The organism is Acidovorax delafieldii, from assembly GCF_007993815.1.
In the GTDB taxonomy this organism is placed as follows: Bacteria; Pseudomonadota; Gammaproteobacteria; order Burkholderiales; family Burkholderiaceae_C; genus Acidovorax; species Acidovorax delafieldii.
The window spans coordinates 266,808-283,220 of record NZ_VJWE01000013.1 but is presented as its reverse complement, the minus strand read 5'-3'; the positions used below and the strand labels follow the sequence as shown (position 1 = coordinate 283,220).

Below are 16,413 nucleotides of genomic sequence, written 5' to 3'. Positions count from 1 at the left end.
AACGCAGCCGTGCACAGCTTTGCCCATTGCCCACCCCAGGTACGCATGCCATGAGCCTCAGCGTCTTCCTGGAGCTACGGTTCTGGCTGCTGGTGGGGTTCTCGCTGGTGCTGCCGGTGGGCATTTATGCGCTGCTGCTGGTCACGCGGTCGATCTCGCGCTGGGCGGTGCTGGGGTTTGGGGTGGCCCTGGTGCTGATCGCGGGGGTGGATGTGTACCTGCTGCAGTCCATGGCAGCACAGGCCAAGAGCACGCCGTCGCTGGCCGACGATGTGTGGTTCAGTTCCGAGCTGACGATTGCGCTGTACCTGCTGCCGGTGGTGTTCGGCGGTATCGGCGTCAACCTGATCTCGCATGTGCTGCTGCGCCACCTGACCGAGGCCGAGGGGCGGTTTGACCGGGAGCACTCCGATCGTTGAGTCGTGAGGCGCTTACGATGTTCAGATCCCTTCGCTTTCAGAAAGTCAACCCACCATGATCCTGGGTCTCGCTGCCAACCGCTTGCACCACCACACCGAAGATGCGGCGCTCTTTTCCTGGCTGCGCGCCTGCGAGGCGGGCATCCGGGAACTGCAGCTGGGGCTGCACGCCGTGGGCCGCACGCACGATGCCATCGTCGCTGCGGGCATGCTGCAGGGGTACCGGCCGCTGGTGCGCTATCCCTACGGGCGCGACGGTGGGCTGATGAAAGTGGTGGCAGAGGTGGTGGGCATGGGGGAAGGGCGCACGCTCGATGGCGCGATCTACCTCACCGACCCCGTGGACCCTTCTTCCATCTTCCCCGAGGCGCTGGCCCTCAAGCGGCAGTGTGTGATCCACGGCAAGCCGTTTCTCTCCACCGTGGCCAGCGCGCGCGACTGGATCGAGATGGAGCGCATCCACGCCGGGTTGCCGCCCGATCCACAGGCCGACCGGTTTCATGACCATGGCACCCAGACGCTGGCCCTGATTGCGCACGACGCGTGCAAGCAGGCCATGCTCGACTTTGCGGATCGCAACTTTGATGTGCTGTCGCAGTTTCGCCATCGGGTGGCCACCGGCACCACGGGCCAGCGACTGAACGCCCTGGCGTGGAGCAAGGGCTGGCCCGAAGGGCAGCCCTGGGTGCAGCGTTTTAACAGCGGGCCGCTGGGTGGCGATGCGCAGATTGCCGACCTGGTGCTGGAGCGTCGTTGCCACCGCGCCGTTTTTTTTGAGGACCCGCATGTGGCGCGCCAGCACGAGGCCGACATCCAGCTGCTGGAGCGCGCTGTGACCACCGCCACGCACGACGCGGTGTGTGTCACCGTGCCGGGCGTGGCGCAGCGCTGGTGCGACGCCGTGCGCCTGCGCGCGGCGCGCTGATAGTGCTTTCATTTCTGCGCGTTTGTGTTCATTCCCTTCGCTTCCTTCGTCACCTTGCGCATGCGCACACAGGCCATCGCTCTGGTGCTGGCGGCCTGCGCCTCGGGCGCCTGGGCCATTCCCACGTTTGACGAGGTGCGGGCGGACTTCAAGCCCTCGGACACCCTGATCCTCTCGCGCGAAGGCGAGGTGCTGCAGCGCTTGCGCACCGACGCCACCGTGCGGCGTGGCCAGTGGGTGCCACTGGCCGATGTGTCGCCCGCGCTGCGCCAGGCGCTCGTGCTCAGCGAAGACAAGCGGTTTTTTGAACACAGCGGCGTGGACTGGCGTGCGGCCTCGGCCGCCGCCTGGGGCAACCTGTGGAACCAGCGTACACGCGGGGCCAGCACCATCACCATGCAGCTCGCGGGTCTGCTGGACGGGGACTGGCGCCAGGGCCCCGGAGGGCGCACGGTGGTGCAGAAGGTCGGTCAGACCGTGGCCGCCCAGGTGCTGGACCGGCGCTGGCGCAAGGACCAGATCCTGGAGGCCTACCTCAACCTGGTGCCGTTTCGCAGCGAGCTGGTGGGCATCGATGCCCTGAGCCGCACCCTGTTTGGCAAGGCGGCACACGGTCTGGACGACCGCGAAGCCGCGGTGGCAGCGGCCCTGGTGCGCGCGCCCAACGCACGGCCTGTGCTGGTGGCTCAGCGTGCCTGCGGCGTGCTGCGCGACATGCAGCAGCGCCCTTCCACCCCCGCCTCGCCCGCTGCACCGGCGGTGCGCGTGGACTGCGATGCGCTGGACCTGTTCACCACGGCCGCATTACAACGCCGCGCCTTCGATGCCAGCGAGGGTGTGGCGCCACACTTTGCACGCTACCTGCTGCGCCAGCGGGACAAGGACAGCGCTGTGCCCGAGCGGGTGGCCACCACCCTGCGCGCGCCGTTGCAGCGTTTTGCGATGCAGAGCCTGCAGCAGCACCTGCGCGAGTTGCGCGGGCGCCATGTGGAAGACGGCGCGGTACTGGTGCTGGACAACGCCACGGGCGCGGTGCTGGCCTGGGTGGGGTCATCCGGCCAGCTCAGCCAGGCCAGCGAGGTCGATGGGGTGTTGGCGCTGCGCCAGCCGGGCTCCACGCTCAAGCCGTTCTTGTACGCCCAGGCGATTGCCGAACGGCGGCTCACGGCGGCCTCGCTGGTGGAGGACTCGCCCGCGCAGATCACCACGGCGGGCGGGCTCTACATTCCGCAAAACTACGACCGCCAGTTCAAGGGCTGGGTGTCGGTGCGCACGGCACTGGCGGCGTCGCTCAACGTGCCCGCCGTGCGCACGCTGGTCATGGTCACGCCTGACGCGTTCCACCGGCAGCTCGGGGCCATGGGATTGCCGCTGCGCGAAAGTGGCGACTACTTTGGCTACAGCCTGGCACTGGGTAGCCCCGAGGTACCGCTGCTGCACCTGACCAATGCCTATCGCACGCTCGCCAACGGCGGGCGTGCCAGTCCTGTTGCAGTCACGCTCGCCAACGGCGGGCGACAGGGCAGCGTAGCCCCGGCCGATGCCAAGCCCCGCTTTACTCCAGCCACCGACCCACGCGCCGCCTTTATCGTGGGTGACATCCTGTCCGACGGCAATGCACGCGCCCGCACCTTCGGCACCGACAGCGTGTTGGCCACCCGCTTCTGGACGGCCGTGAAAACCGGCACCAGCAAGGACATGCGCGACAACTGGGCGGTGGGCTGGTCCGAGCGCTACACGGTGGGTGTGTGGGTGGGCAATGCCAGTGGCGCGGCCATGCACGAGGTCAGCGGCACCAGTGGTGCAGCGCCCATCTGGGCAGCGGTGATGGGCTTTCTGCACGCCCGCGAGCCCAGCCGGGCCCCCAAGGCCCCTGGGGGCCTGGTCAGGGCGGCTGTGCGGTTTGGTCCGGGCCAGCCGCCCTCTGCAGGCGTGCCCCAGCCACTGGAGGCTGCGCGCGACGAATGGTTTGTGCCTGGCACGCAGCAGTCTTTGTTTGCTATTGATTCGATAGCTTCCGAGCCATATTCCACTAGCGCATCCGGCCAAAAATTCTCCAAAAACGCTGCCTCGACCCCTACGGCGCCTCCTGCCGGTGCCTCTGCCCGCATCACCGCCCCGGCGTCCGGCACGGTGATCGCGCTGGACCCGGACATCCCGCCGATGCGCCAGCGCCTGCAGTTCACCGCCACGGGCGATGCCGTGCAGTGGCGGCTGGACGGCAAAACCCTGGGCCGGGGGCCTCGGGTGGCCTGGATGCCGTGGCCTGGGCGGCATGTCGTGCAGATCACGGATGCCCAGGGCAAGGTGCTGGACGAAGTCCGGCTGGAGGTGCGTGGTGCCGGTGTGGTGGCCTCGCCCACCCGGGCAGGTGCGCATTGACGCTGACAAATCCGAGGAATACGGTGTGACTTGGTAGTAATGTGCCGTTAAGGTCGCTGTTTAGAATAGTTACAAACTATCTATATGTCCTCGCTCCGCCAGTTTTTCTCCCACCGCCTGATCTGGCTGGCTTTGCTGGTGGCTTTGGGCATTGGTACGCTGTTTGCGCGCACCATCTGGACCATTCGCAACGACGAGTGGAGCTACGCGGAGCAGACCAACGCCAACCTGGCCCGCACCCTGGAGCAAGGCCTGGCGTGGTCGCTGGACTCGTTCGATAAATCCCTGGAGGGCGTAGCCCGCGAGGTGGCCCGGCCCGAAGTGTGGGCGCTGTCGCCCGACCTGCGCGCACGGGTGGTGTTTGACAACTCCCTGCGCGCACGCGGCGCGGGCGATGTGCTGGTGCTGGACGCGCAGGGCAACGTCGTTCTGGACTCGGGTTCTCTCGTGCCTCGCCGCGCCAACTTTGCCGACCGCGACTACTTTCTGGCGTTCCGCGACCGGGGCGAACAAGGGCTGTTCTTCGGCAAGCCCGTGCCTTCGCGGGTGACGGGCCTGAACATCCTGCCCATCTCGCGCGGCTATTACAACGAAGACGGTAGCTTTGCCGGGGTGGTGGTGGGTGCCATCCGTCTGAGCTATTTCAACGAGCTGTTTGGCTCACTAGACCTGGGCTACAACAGCGGGGTCAACATGTTCCGGCAGGACGGTGTGGTGATTTCCCGCTTTCCGTACGGCGATGCCGATGTGGGCAAGACCATTGCCGGCACGCCCAACCTGTTGCGTTTTCAAGCCGAGGGCACCGGCTCGTTTGTGGGCAAGGCCGCACTCGACGGTGTGGAGCGGCTGTATTCGTTCCGGACCGTGGGCAACTACCCGCTGATCCTGAATGTGGCCCAGTCCACCGGCACCATCCTTGCCAAGTGGCGAAGCAGCGCCTGGGTGCTGGGGGGCTTTGCCGTGCTGCTGATGCTGGGCTGCCTGGGGCTGGCCATGGTGTTTGTGCGGGAGCTGGTGCTGCGCCAGCAGGTATCGGCGCGCCTGACCGAGGCCGAGCATGACCTGCGCACCACCCTCGACAACGTGCCCTCGATGATTGCCTACTGGGATGCCGGCATGCGCAACCGCTTTGCCAACCGCGCCACACTGGAGGAATTCGGCACTTACCCAGCGCCGGTGCGGGGCCGCCACATCAGCGAGTTGCTGAGCGAGAGCCGCTACGCGGCCAGCAAGCCCTATTACGACTTGGCGCTGGCGGGTGCGCCGCAGCGGTTTGAGCGCACGGACAAGGATCCCCAGGGCATGCCACGCCACAGCATCGTGTCTTATCTGCCTGACACTGACGAGCGCGGCGTGGTCACCGGGCTCTTTGTGCAGGTGACGGACATCACCGAGCGCAAGCGCATGGAGAACGAGCTGTTCGACGAGAAAGAGCGCGTGCGCCTCACCCTGCAATCCATCGGCGATGCCGTGGTCTGCTCGGACGCCAAAGGCATGGTGACCTACCTCAACCCCGTGGCCGAGCGCCTCACGGGCTGGCAGGCGTTTGACGCTGCCGGGCACAACGTGGACGAAGTGGTCAGCCTGCGTTGTCCTGACAACGACGAACCCTTGCCCAACACCTTGCGCACGGCGATTCAGCAAGGCGCGGCCACAGACCCGGTGCGGGGCGTGCTGGTACACCGCGCCAGCGGCCAGCGCTTCCAGGTGGAGGAGACGGCCAGTGCCGTCACCGACCGCCATGGCGCGGTGACGGGTGCTGTGGCCGTGCTGCGTGACGTGACCGAGGCCGTGGCCATGGCAGAGCGCATGGCCCACCTGGCCCAGTACGACGCGCTGACCGACCTGCCCAACCGCGTGCTGCTGCAGGACCGTGCCCAACTGGCCATGGCGCAGGCGCGGCGCGATGGCAAGTCGCTGGCGGTGATGTACCTGGACCTCGATGGCTTCAAGGAAATCAACGACAGCCTGGGCCACGATGTCGGAGACATTCTGCTGGTGCAGTTTGCCCAGCGCTTGCAGGCGGCGGTGCGTGCGTCCGACACGGTGTGCCGGCAAGGGGGCGATGAGTTTGTGGTGCTGCTGCCGGGGCTGGATGGGGTGGAGCCCGCCTGCCTGGTGGCGCGCAAGATCCTGGCGGCCTGTGACGCGCCGTTTGGTCTGGCTGGGCAGCCCGCGCGAGTGGGTGTGAGCGGCGGCATTGCGCTGTTCCCGCAGCACGGCAGCACGTTCGATGAGCTGTCGCGCCATGCTGACGGCGCCATGTATGCGGCCAAACGCGGCGGGCGCATGCGCTTCATGCTGTACCAGGGCCCGGATGCCGATCCCGAGGTGGTGTTGCCCGAGTCCTCTCAAGTGGCCGCGGCCCAGTAGTCCATCTGCTGAAGTCGGGCGTCCTGGTGGCATGGCGCTGTCCGTCACTGGAAATTTGTTGTAAGCCGTCGAAAAAATTTTGATGGCTGGCCCCCGCGCCACCGCCTACCATTCGGCGCATTCCCCATCCTGGAGAGCCTGCGTGCCCAATCTGTCCAAAATCACCTGCATCGAAGACCTGCGTGTCATTGCCCAGCGCCGCGTGCCGCGCATGTTCTATGACTACGCCGATTCGGGCTCGTACACCGAGGGCACCTACCGCGCCAACGAGAGCGACTTCCAGCGCATCAAGCTGCGCCAGCGCGTGGCCGTGAACATGGAAGGCCGCACGACCCGCACCACCATGGTGGGGCAGGATGTGGCCATGCCCGTGGCCATAGCGCCCACCGGCCTCACCGGCATGCAGCATGCCGATGGCGAAATTTTGGGCGCCAAGGCGGCCAAGGCGTTTGGCATCCCGTTCACCCTCTCGACCATGAGCATCTGCTCCATCGAAGACGTGGCCGAACACACGGGCCGCCACCCGTTCTGGTTCCAGGTGTATGTGATGCGGGACCGCGACTTCATCGAACGCCTGATCGACCGCGCCAAGGCGGCCAACTGCTCGGCGCTGCAGCTCACGCTCGATCTGCAGATCCTGGGCCAGCGCCACAAGGACATCAAGAACGGCCTCTCGGCCCCGCCCAAGCCCACCATCGCCAACCTCATCAACCTGGCCACCAAGCCGCGCTGGTGCATGGGCATGCTGGGCACAAAACGCCGAAGCTTCGGCAACATCGTGGGCCACGCCAAGGGTGTGGGCGACCTGTCGTCGCTGTCGTCGTGGACGGCCGAACAGTTCGACCCGCAGCTCAACTGGGGCGATGTGGAGTGGATCAAGAAGCGCTGGGGCGGCAAGCTGATCCTCAAAGGCATCATGGACGCCGAAGATGCGCGCCTGGCCGTCAACAGCGGTGCCGACGCACTGATCGTCAGCAACCACGGTGGGCGCCAGCTCGATGGCGCGCCATCCTCCATTGCCGCACTGCCAGGCATTGCCGCAGCAGCGGGCAAGAACATCGAGGTGTGGATGGACGGCGGCATCCGCAGCGGGCAGGACGTGCTCAAAGCCCGCGCTTTGGGCGCGCAGGGCACGCTGATCGGCCGCAGCTTCTTGTACGGCCTGGGGGCCTACGGCGAGGCGGGCGTGACGCGTGCGCTGCAGATCATCCAGAAAGAGCTGGACATCACCATGGCGTTCTGTGGCCATACCAACATCAACAACGTTGATTCGTCGATCCTGCTGCCCGGTACCTTTCCCACGGCCTGAGCGGCTGAAAGCCCTTTACCGCGCGGCCGTCGTCGGCGCCGGCAGGCGTTTGAGCGTGGCCAGGTAGGCCACCACGTCCTCGCGGCCCTGTGCGTCGTCGAGCTGGTAGTCCATGCCCTGGCCGGGGATCAGCGCCTCGGGGTCGGTCAGCCAGGCCTTGAGCGTGGCACGCGTCCACAGCAGCTTGCTTGCGCGCAGCGCGGGCGAGTAGTCAAAATCCTTCAGTGCGCCCGCGCGGCGCCCCACCACGCCCCGGTGCGCCGGGCCGTCTCCATGCTGGTCCGGGCTGTGGCAGCTGCTGCAATGCGCCGCGTACAGCGCAGCGCCACGCTCCACCGACTGGGCCGCAACGGGGCTGTGGGCCCCCCACACCAAGGTGGCCGCAACGGCAACCCAATGAACAGGGAACAGTGGGCGAGGCAGAGGCATGGCGGGGAGCATGGGGTGGAAAGCGCGAGCGTTGTGGGCAGAGGTGACTCTTGCAGTACGGACGATCCCGCCGCCTGGATTCATGCCCGTTGCGGTTGGGGTGCCCGATACCCCGACTACACCAATTTGCCGAGCCAGGGCCCTGTTTTTGTGCCCGGCCGCATCCAAAGTGCCCGCAGTGGCGTATTCACACACAGCAAAGCCCCGCAGGCACCTCCCACCCAACCAATCCCCGAGAATGGGCGCATGAGCACCCTCCACCCAGACAGTGAACTGATGGACCTCCTAGACCGCATCGCCGCGCAGGACGACTCCGCGCTGAAAAAGCTGTACGAGCGCACCGCGTCGCAGCTTTTTGGCCTGGCCCTGCGCATCGTCCGCAACCGCGACGCGGCGGAGGATGTGCTGCAGGAGGCGTTTTTGACCATCTGGCGCGGCGCGGGCAACTACCGCGCATCGCTGAGTCCGCCCATGGCCTGGATGGGTTTGATCGTGCGCAGCCGGGCGCTGGATGCCCTGCGCAAGCGCACCACCGACCGGTCCGATCTGATGAACGAGCTGGATGACGAGATGGCGCAGACGCTGGAGGGCGACATGCCCAACCCTATGGACGCCGCCGATGCCAGCGAGCAGGCCTTTGCGCTGCACCACTGTCTGGGAAAGCTCGATCACAAGCAGCGCGAGGTAGTGAGCCTGGCCTACCTGCGCGACCAGAGCCACGGCGAGCTGGCCGAGCAACTCAAGCTGCCGCTTGGCACCGTCAAGACCTGGATCCGCCGGGGCCTGGAACAGCTGCGCACCTGCATGGCGCGTTTTGCGTGAGGTTGCCATGAACATTACCCGACACCCCGAACTGCTCGACCGCCTGGCTGCCAGCTACGCCCTGGGCACACTGCGTGGCGGCGCCCGCCGCCGATTTGAAAGCCTGGCCCGCGAACACGCCACCGTGCGCGCTGCCGCGCTGGTCTGGCAGACCCGCTGGTCCGGCCTGACCGAGCTGCAGCCCGCCATCCACCCCGCGCCCGCCGTGTGGACGCGCATCGACAACCTGGTGCAGGCCGACCGGGCTGCGTCCGCCATGCAGGCTGCCCGTGTGCACCAGGCCGCAGAGGCCCCCAGCGGCTGGTGGCGCAACCTGCTGGTGTGGCGCGGTGCGGCGGCTGCGGGCGCCATCGCCACGCTGGCGGCTGTGGTGGTGGGCGTGCAGGTCAATGGAGGCCTGCGTGCCACCACGGGCGCGCAGATCGCCGCACTGCAGCAACAACTGCAAGCCACGCCCCAGATCCAGTACGTGGCGGTGTTGGCCGATGACAAGGCCGACGCGTCGATGCTGGTGACGTTCGACCCCAAGAACAACCAGCTCGTGCTGCAGCGCGTGGGCGGTTTCCAGGAGGGGACGGACAAGTCCTTGCAACTGTGGGCGCTGCCGCCCGCTGGCGGCCCGCGCTCATTGGGCGTGCTGGGGCAGGACAAGCTGCTCAAGCTGGTGGCCCAGGAGGGCGATGTGAAAGAAGTCCCCACGCTGGCCATCAGTCTGGAGCCCAAGGGGGGTGTGCCCAGCGCCACGGGCCCCACAGGGCCGGTGCTGTTCAAGGGCGCTCTGATCCGCAAGGCCACCTGACACCCGGGTTTCAGGCAGTAGCGTACAGGTCTGAAAGAACCGGTGGCAAAAGAAAAGAATAGTCGCCACCGTTGAATCCACGGGTTTCTCTTCGTCGTATTCAAGGTGGGGTGCTTGGCACCCCACCATCCACCTACGAGGAGATCCCCATGCCATTGAAAAAAATCAGTCTGGCCGTGCTGGCTGTTCTGGCTGCCAGCGCAGCGGGCGTCAGTCTGGCGTCCAGCCACCGCGAGGCGCCGTTCATCACGACCCAGCCCAAGGTTGACGGCAGTGACTTCTACCTGTTCAACAGCTACGAACCGGGTCGAGCGGGTTTTGTCACCATGATCGCCAACTACCTGCCGCTGCAGGATGCCTATGGCGGCCCCAACTACTTCAGCCTGGACTCGAATGCGCTGTACGAAATCCACATCGACAACAACGGCGACGCAGCGGAGGACATCACCTTTCAGTTCCGCTTCAAGAACACACTGAACAATGGTGGCAACGGCATCACGCTCGATATCGGTCCTGATGGTGCCCGCAAGAAGGTGGCCATTCCGCTGCGCAACGCCGGTGGCATCAGCGGCGCAGCGGGCGACCCGCTGGCCTACCGCGAAGAGTACGAGATGTTCATCGTGCGCGGTGACCGCCGTACCGGCAAGCGCGAGCAGATCACCATGGCCGGTGGGGGCACCACCTTTACCAAGCCCATCGACTACATCGGTGAAAAATCGCTGGGCAATGCGGCCGCCTACGACGCCTATGCCGGCAAGTATGTGTATGGCATCAACATCCCCGGCTGCTCCACCCCCGGCAAGGTGTTTGTGGGCCAGCGGCAGGACCCGTTCCCGGTGTCGTTGGGCACCATCTTTGATCTGGTGAATGCACCTGCCGCCGTCATCACCAGCGAGTCGAATGCTGCGGCCTTCGGCGCGGGCCAGATTGCCAACAAGAACGTGACGTCGCTCGCGGTTGAAGTGCCCATCAACTGCCTCACGGCGGAATCGGGCGAGAAGGTCATCGGCGGCTGGACCACTGCCAGCCTGCGCCAGGCCCGCTTGCTCAATGGCAAGCCAGACTCGGGCCTGCAGGCCAGCGAGAAGGCCGGTGGCGCATGGACGCAGGTCTCGCGCCTGGGCATGCCGCTGGTCAACGAGGTGGTGATTGGCCTCAAGGACAAGGACAAGTTCAACGCATCCAAGCCCAAGGATGATGCGGCCAACTTTGCGGACTACGTGACGCACCCCACGCTGCCCGCGCTGGTCGAGACGCTGTTTGGCGCAAAGGCCCCCACGAATTTCCCGCGTACCGACCTGATGACGGCCTTCCTCACGGGGCTGCCCACCGTCAATCGCCCCGGCAACGTCACCGGCCTGGGTGCCGGCGGCCCCCTGGCCGAAATGCTGCGCTTGAACACGGGCATTGCCGCCACGGCTGCGGCTGCGCAGAACTCGCTGGGGGTGGTGGCAGGGGATGCGGCCGGCTTCCCGAACGGCCGCCGCTTGGGCGACGACGTGGTGGACGTATCGCTGCGCGTGGCCATGGGTGCGCTGTGCACGGTGACGGGTGCCACGGACACGCTCAAGGTGGGCTGCAAGCCGGGTGATGCCCCGGCAGGAGGGGTAGCGTTTGTGGACGGCTCGCGCACCAAGGCGACGGACTACCGTACGGCGTTTCCGTATGTGAACCCACCGCTGCCTGGTGCCAAGAACTTCTGATCCGAAGGAGCCACACCATGCAAAAGAACCTTCGGATTCAGCACCTGGCCCTCACTTCGGTGGCGGCATTGGCCATCACCGGTTGCGGCGGGGGCGGTAGCGGCGACAACACGGCAGACCCTGGCAATGGGGGCCCCGTGATGGTGAACGCGTTCGCGTATGTGCAGCCCATTGTGGCCAGCGGCGCATCGGACACCGCCGAGCCTCAGGCGGTGGACCAGCTGGTGCTGTCCAGCACCGAGGCTGAAGAGCCCGATTCGCGGCTCTGACCCTCGCGCGATGTCCTGACTGCGCCCTGAAGGGGTGTGGCCAGGGCGTGCGTGGGTGATTGTGTCTCTTTCGATATCCGCTGTTGTCACGATCCCATGAAGAAACCTCATCACTGTGTGTGCGTGGCCTTGTGCCTGGTGCTATGGGCGGGCACGGCCCTGGCGGCCTTGCCGCAGGACTTGCCACCCGGCCTCGATGCCGATGTGGTCGAGCGTCTGCCCGAGCGTGTGAGCGCAGCCCCCGCCACGCCCCAGGCCGCTGCCGCCACGGCCCGGCGCTGGATCACGCTGTCACGCGAGACGGCGGACCCGCGTTACCTGGGCCGGGCACAGGCGGCCCTGGCACGCTGGTGGGGCCAGTCGGACGCCCCGGCCGATCTGCTGGTGTTGCAGGCCACCGTAGAGCAAGGGCGCCATGAATTTTCAGCAGCGCGCGCCACGCTGGAGCGCGCCTTGCAAACCAACCCCGCACAGGTGCAGGGCTGGCTCACGTTGGCCACGCTGGAGCGTGTGGCCGCGCGCTATGAGGCCGCCGAGGCCGCCTGCCGCAACGTAGCCCGCCACGGTGCTGCGCTGTATGCCACCGCCTGCCTGCTCGAAACCCGTTCACTGCAAGGCCAGCACGATGCCGCACGCAATGGCTTCACCGCCCTGCGGCAGCAGGTTGCGGGGGATGCTGCCCAGCGGGCCTGGATCGGGTCGCTGCTGGCCGAGAGCGAAGAGCGCGCAGGGCGCGATGACGCTGCCGACGCGGCCTACCGCCGCAGCCTGGCCGATGCCCCCGACGGCTACACCGCGCTGGCCTATGCCGACCAGCTGTTGCGCCGCAATCGTGCGAGCGCCGCACTGGAGGTGCTCCGGCACCAGCCCGACAGCGACTCCGTGCTGCTGCGGCGCGCGCAGGCCCTGCGGCTGATGGGGGACGCCGCGTGGCAGCCCCTGGTGCGCGACCTGGAAGCGCGTTTTGCCGCCATCGCGGCGCGCGGTGAGGGGCTGGACGCCCACGCCCGGGAGCGTGCCTTGCTGGCGCTGTGGTTGCAGGGGCAACCCGCCGCCGCATGGAAGGCGGCCCGCACCAACCTTGCCCTGCAAAAAGAGCCCCTCGACTGGTGGCTTGCACTGCAGACCTCTGAGCAGTCGGGCGACGCTGCTGCCCACCAGGCCGTGCGGCAGGCCCTGCAGCAAGCAGGACTGCAAGACCTGCGCCTGGCGCGCTGGCAGACCCGGGGAGCCCAATGATGCGCTGCATGCACTGGTTAATGGGCCTCCTGCGCCCACACGGGCGTTCCCCGCGGGCCATGGTGGCTGTCGCGTTGACTGCCGCAGCACTGGCGCCCAGCGCCTGGGCCCACAAGGCCAGCGACGCCTATCTGCGGGTGGCGGATGCGCCGGCATCCCTGGGCACTGCAGGGGCGGGCGCATCGATAGGCCTTGTGCTGTCGGTGGCCTTGAAGGATGTGGATGCCGCACTGGAGCAGCTCGATGCCGATGGCGACCGTCAGCTCACATGGGGCGAGGTGCGACAGTCCATGCCCGCCATCGTCCAGTGGGTGGGCCAGGGCATGTTGTGGCAGTGCGACGGAACGGCGACGGTGCCTGCCTGGCGCTTTGAAGCGTTGGAGCAGCGCACCGATGGGCGTTACGCGCGGCTGGCTGCCACGCTGCCCTGTGCGCCAGCCCAGGCGGTCACTCTGCGCTACGGCCTGATGCAGGGCATCGACCCCACACACCGCCTGCTGGTGGGCGGCGCGTTGAGCGGCCAGACGCTGGCAGCCGTGCTGGCCCCTGACGGGCGCTCGGGCACCGACCTGCGCTCTGCGGGCAGCCGCGCAGGACAAGCGGGGGCAGACGGTGCGGAAGGGGCTCAAGGTGCGGACGCAACAGAGCCCGGCGCCCCACGCGGCGGGTTGGCCACGCTGCTGCACTTTGTGACCGAGGGGGTGCACCACATCCTGTCTGGCTACGACCACCTGGCCTTTTTGCTGGCACTGTTGCTGCCCATCTCCCTGGCGCGGCCGCAGCCCCGCCACCGCGATCTGCCATTGCACACGGAGTCCGGCACCACACCGATCGCTGACACCCCGGCCTCCGGCGCCAGGGACCGCTTCGCCGGGATCAAGGCGCTCCTGCTCACGGTGACCTGTTTCACCGTGGGCCATTCCATCACGCTGGCACTGGCAGGCCTGGGCTGGGTCACCGTGTCGGGCAACTGGGTGGAGCCCGCCATTGCCATCAGCATCGGCATCTCGGCGTTGCTGAACCTGTTTCCCGTCCAAGGCCTGCGCAGTAGCTGGCTTGCTCTGGGCTTTGGGCTGGTGCACGGGCTGGGTTTTTCCGGGGTGCTGGTTGAAGCGGGCGTGGCGGGGGCTTCGCTGTTGTGGGCCCTGGCGGGGTTCAACCTGGGGGTCGAAGTGGGCCAACTGATGGTGGTCGCCCTGTGGTGCGCGGTCTCGGTGGCACTGGCGCGCAGGGCGTGGTACCGCTCGGTGGTGGTGCATGGGGGCTCCGTCGCGTTGCTGGTGCTGTCGCTGTACTGGACCGTGCAGCGCCTTGCCTTCGCTGGCTGACGAGAACGGTGGCCAGTCCGTCGTGGGGGCCGGACCCTGATCAGGCGCTAAAGACCCTTTGCGGTACTCTGGATTCACATCTGGACGTCGCCCGTGTGCGTAATGACGCTGTCGTAGCAATTATTTACAAACACGAGGAGCGCCCCATGAAGAGTCCCCTTTCCATCGCCGTGCTGGCTGGCGTTGCACTGGCCTGCAGTGCGGCCCAGGCCGATACCGGCAAGCTGCTGCTCACCGGTGGTGTCAGCACCATCGCCGGATCGGCGGGCGGCGGGCTGACCCCCTGGGCAGTGATTGGCAGCAATGCCACCGAGGGCGAGGTGGGTGTCAGCGCCTATGCCACCCGTGCTGCGACCCAGGATTACAGCCTGAACGGCTATGGCGTGGCCCTGGGCCTGCACGACCGCCTGGAGCTGTCGCTGGCGCGCCAGGACTTTGATGCCTCGCCCGCGATCGCGCTCAACGGCATTGCGCCGTTTGGCGTGACACCCGGCCAGCACATCAAGATGGATGTGCTCGGCATCAAGCTCAAGGTGGCGGGCGACGCGGTGCTCAACAGCGACAGCTGGATGCCCCAGATTGCGGTGGGGCTGGAGCACAAGCAGGTGCACCCGGGCTCCATCAGGTCGGTGCTGGACTTTCTGGGCACCAAAACCAGCGGCACCGATGTGTACGTGAGCGCCACCAAGCTGCTGCTGGCGCAAAGCGTGCTGGTCAACGGCACGCTGCGCTACACCAACGCCAACCAGAACGGCCTGCTGGGCTTTGGCTCGGCCGCGCCTGGCAAGAACAGCCGCAGCCTGCAGCCCGAGTTCTCGGTGGCGTACCTGATCAACAAGAACCTGGCGGTGGGCGCCGAATACCGCTTCAAGCCCAACAACCTGCAGGCGCTGGGCGCTGCGGCCGGCCTGGGCGCTGCGCTGCGCGAAGACGACTGGAAGGACATCTTCGTGGCCTGGGCGCCCAGCAAGAACGTATCGCTCACGCTGGCCTATGTGGACCTGGGCCGCATCGTGCCCGGCATCACCCAAAACCGCCGCCAGACGGGCTACTACCTGTCGGCCCAAGTCGCTTTCTGAGGAGATTTTCATGACCCACTCCAAAAACCTCATCGCCCTGGCCATCGCCCTGAGCGGCTTGCTGGCTGCCCCGGCCTTTGCGCAGACCGCTGCGGCTCCGGTGGCGAACACTGCAGCCCCTGCCGGCCTGTACCAGGCCCTGGGCGAAAAGCCTGGCATCACCCGCCTGGTGGACGATTTTGTGAACCGTGTGGTCAAGGACCCACGCATCGGCAGCCACTTCAAGGACACCAAACCAGCCGCCCTCAAGGAGAGCCTGACCGACCAGTTTTGCCAGTTGAGCGGGGGCCCTTGCAAATATGAAGGCGCTGACATGAAATCGGCCCATGCCGACATGGACATCAACAAGGGCCACTTCAACGCTCTGGTGGAGGTGCTGCAAAGCGCCATGGATGCCCAGGGCATACCGTTCGCTCAACAAAACCGCCTGCTGGCGTTGTTGGCGCCCATGCACCGTGACGTGATCACCAAGCGGTAAGACAATGAAAAATGCTATATTTTTAATAGCTGCTAGCGCAATATTCACTAGCGCTTGGGCCGGAAATGTTCAAATTCAGGTGCTGGACCGCGAGGGCAAGCCGGTGCCCGACGCCGTGGTGGTGGTGTACCCCGGGGCCACTGCGGGCGCGGCCCCCAGCCTGCTGCAGCCCAGCCCCACCATTGAGCAGGAGCGCATGCGTTTTGTGCCTGCCGTCACCGTGGTGATGCCCGGCACCACCGTGCGTTTTACCAACCAGGACCGCTGGGATCACCATGTGCGCGGCAACCCTACAGGCGTAGCCGCTGCAGCGGCCCCTGCTGCGCCTGGTTCCAATTTTGAGCTGCGCCTGGCCGGCAAGGCCGACGGCAAGCCCGCCAACTTTGCGGACGTCAAACTCGACACCCCTGGCGTGGTGCTGCTGGGCTGCCACCTGCACGGTTCCATGCGCGGCCACGTGTTTGTGACCGATTCGGCCTGGACACTCAAGACCGACAACGATGGCATTGCCCGATTTGCCAGCGTGCCGGATGGCGCCGCACAGGTGCGCGTGTGGCACGCCGAGCAACTGGTGGACCTGCCGCGCAAGGCGCTGAATGTGGTGCCCGGCCCGGTGCTGGATACCGTGCAGCTCAGCGTGGTGCCACGGGTGCGCCGCGCACCGCCGGCTGCGCCCACCGGCCCTACCAACAGCCCCGGTGGGCCCATGGGGTCTTACAGCCAGGCGCCCGTCTCGCCTCCCCAGGCACATCAGCACCCGGGCAGCTGACCCGCCACCACAGCGGGTGGTCCAAAGGGGGCGGGTCAGCAGGGCAGCGATTTTTGAGTGCGTGGTCCGTCGCCCGCTCTTTCGTCTGAG

Annotated in this window: 15 protein-coding genes; 14 read left to right on the top strand and 1 reads right to left on the bottom strand. The window is 66.7% G+C overall.

Annotated features, from left to right (window positions below; genetic code table 11):
- Window positions 1-50: 50 nt before the first annotated feature.
- From ATF69_RS13390 to ATF69_RS13370, 5 genes are all read left to right on the top strand, one after another.
- Window positions 51-419: a hypothetical protein gene (locus ATF69_RS13390; RefSeq protein ID WP_056747520.1), complete on the top strand. Its 369-nt coding sequence runs from the start codon at window positions 51-53 to the stop codon at window positions 417-419.
- A gap of 55 nt (window positions 420-474) precedes the next feature.
- Window positions 475-1,344: a methylglyoxal synthase gene (locus ATF69_RS13385; protein WP_146871275.1), complete on the top strand. Its 870-nt coding sequence runs from the start codon at window positions 475-477 to the stop codon at window positions 1,342-1,344.
- A gap of 60 nt (window positions 1,345-1,404) precedes the next feature.
- Window positions 1,405-3,726, top strand: a complete 2,322-nt coding sequence (pbpC, locus tag ATF69_RS13380; RefSeq protein ID WP_146871336.1) for a penicillin-binding protein 1C — start codon at window positions 1,405-1,407, stop codon at window positions 3,724-3,726.
- A gap of 84 nt (window positions 3,727-3,810) precedes the next feature.
- Window positions 3,811-6,099 (top strand): sensor domain-containing diguanylate cyclase, encoded by a 2,289-nt coding sequence (locus ATF69_RS13375; RefSeq protein WP_146871274.1) that lies wholly within the window; start codon window positions 3,811-3,813, stop codon window positions 6,097-6,099.
- A 142-nt stretch (window positions 6,100-6,241) separates the two neighbouring features.
- A complete protein-coding gene (locus tag ATF69_RS13370) occupies window positions 6,242-7,408 on the top strand; it encodes an alpha-hydroxy acid oxidase (protein WP_108499988.1) in 1,167 nt (388 codons plus the stop codon).
- Between the two features lie 15 nt (window positions 7,409-7,423).
- Here ATF69_RS13370 and ATF69_RS13365 read toward each other — a convergent pair whose 3' ends face one another.
- Entirely contained in the window at window positions 7,424-7,837 is a 414-nt protein-coding gene (locus ATF69_RS13365; protein ID WP_056062123.1) for a c-type cytochrome, read from the bottom strand.
- 246 nt (window positions 7,838-8,083) lie between these two features.
- Here ATF69_RS13365 and ATF69_RS13360 point away from each other — a divergent pair, with 246 nt between their 5' ends.
- The 9 genes from ATF69_RS13360 to ATF69_RS13320 all read left to right on the top strand — a co-directional run bounded on the left by ATF69_RS13360 (window position 8,084) and on the right by ATF69_RS13320 (window position 16,323).
- Entirely contained in the window at window positions 8,084-8,659 is a 576-nt protein-coding gene (locus ATF69_RS13360; RefSeq protein ID WP_056061217.1) for an RNA polymerase sigma factor, read from the top strand.
- Window positions 8,660-8,666: 7 nt separating this feature from the next.
- The gene (locus ATF69_RS13355; protein ID WP_146871273.1) at window positions 8,667-9,458 is read left to right on the top strand and encodes an anti-sigma factor; all 792 of its coding nucleotides are present in this window, start codon (window positions 8,667-8,669) and stop codon (window positions 9,456-9,458) included.
- A gap of 149 nt (window positions 9,459-9,607) precedes the next feature.
- Entirely contained in the window at window positions 9,608-11,161 is a 1,554-nt protein-coding gene (locus ATF69_RS13350; protein ID WP_146871272.1) for a DUF4331 domain-containing protein, read from the top strand.
- Between the two features lie 17 nt (window positions 11,162-11,178).
- Window positions 11,179-11,430: a hypothetical protein gene (locus tag ATF69_RS13345; RefSeq protein WP_108499985.1), complete on the top strand. Its 252-nt coding sequence runs from the start codon at window positions 11,179-11,181 to the stop codon at window positions 11,428-11,430.
- Window positions 11,431-11,526: 96 nt separating this feature from the next.
- A complete protein-coding gene (locus ATF69_RS13340; protein WP_146871271.1) occupies window positions 11,527-12,669 on the top strand; it encodes a hypothetical protein in 1,143 nt (380 codons plus the stop codon).
- A gap of 59 nt (window positions 12,670-12,728) precedes the next feature.
- Window positions 12,729-13,997 (top strand): HupE/UreJ family protein, encoded by a 1,269-nt coding sequence (locus ATF69_RS13335; protein WP_158641486.1) that lies wholly within the window; start codon window positions 12,729-12,731, stop codon window positions 13,995-13,997.
- A gap of 146 nt (window positions 13,998-14,143) precedes the next feature.
- Entirely contained in the window at window positions 14,144-15,076 is a 933-nt protein-coding gene (locus ATF69_RS13330) for a DUF3034 family protein (RefSeq protein ID WP_146871269.1), read from the top strand.
- 10 nt (window positions 15,077-15,086) lie between these two features.
- Window positions 15,087-15,554 carry a group I truncated hemoglobin gene (locus ATF69_RS13325; RefSeq protein ID WP_056061238.1) on the top strand — a complete coding sequence of 156 codons (468 nt, stop codon included), beginning with the start codon at window positions 15,087-15,089 and terminating at the stop codon, window positions 15,552-15,554.
- A gap of 79 nt (window positions 15,555-15,633) precedes the next feature.
- Window positions 15,634-16,323, top strand: coding sequence for a cupredoxin domain-containing protein (locus tag ATF69_RS13320; RefSeq protein WP_056747530.1), 690 nt, complete (start codon window positions 15,634-15,636; stop codon window positions 16,321-16,323).
- Window positions 16,324-16,413: the final 90 nt, after the last annotated feature.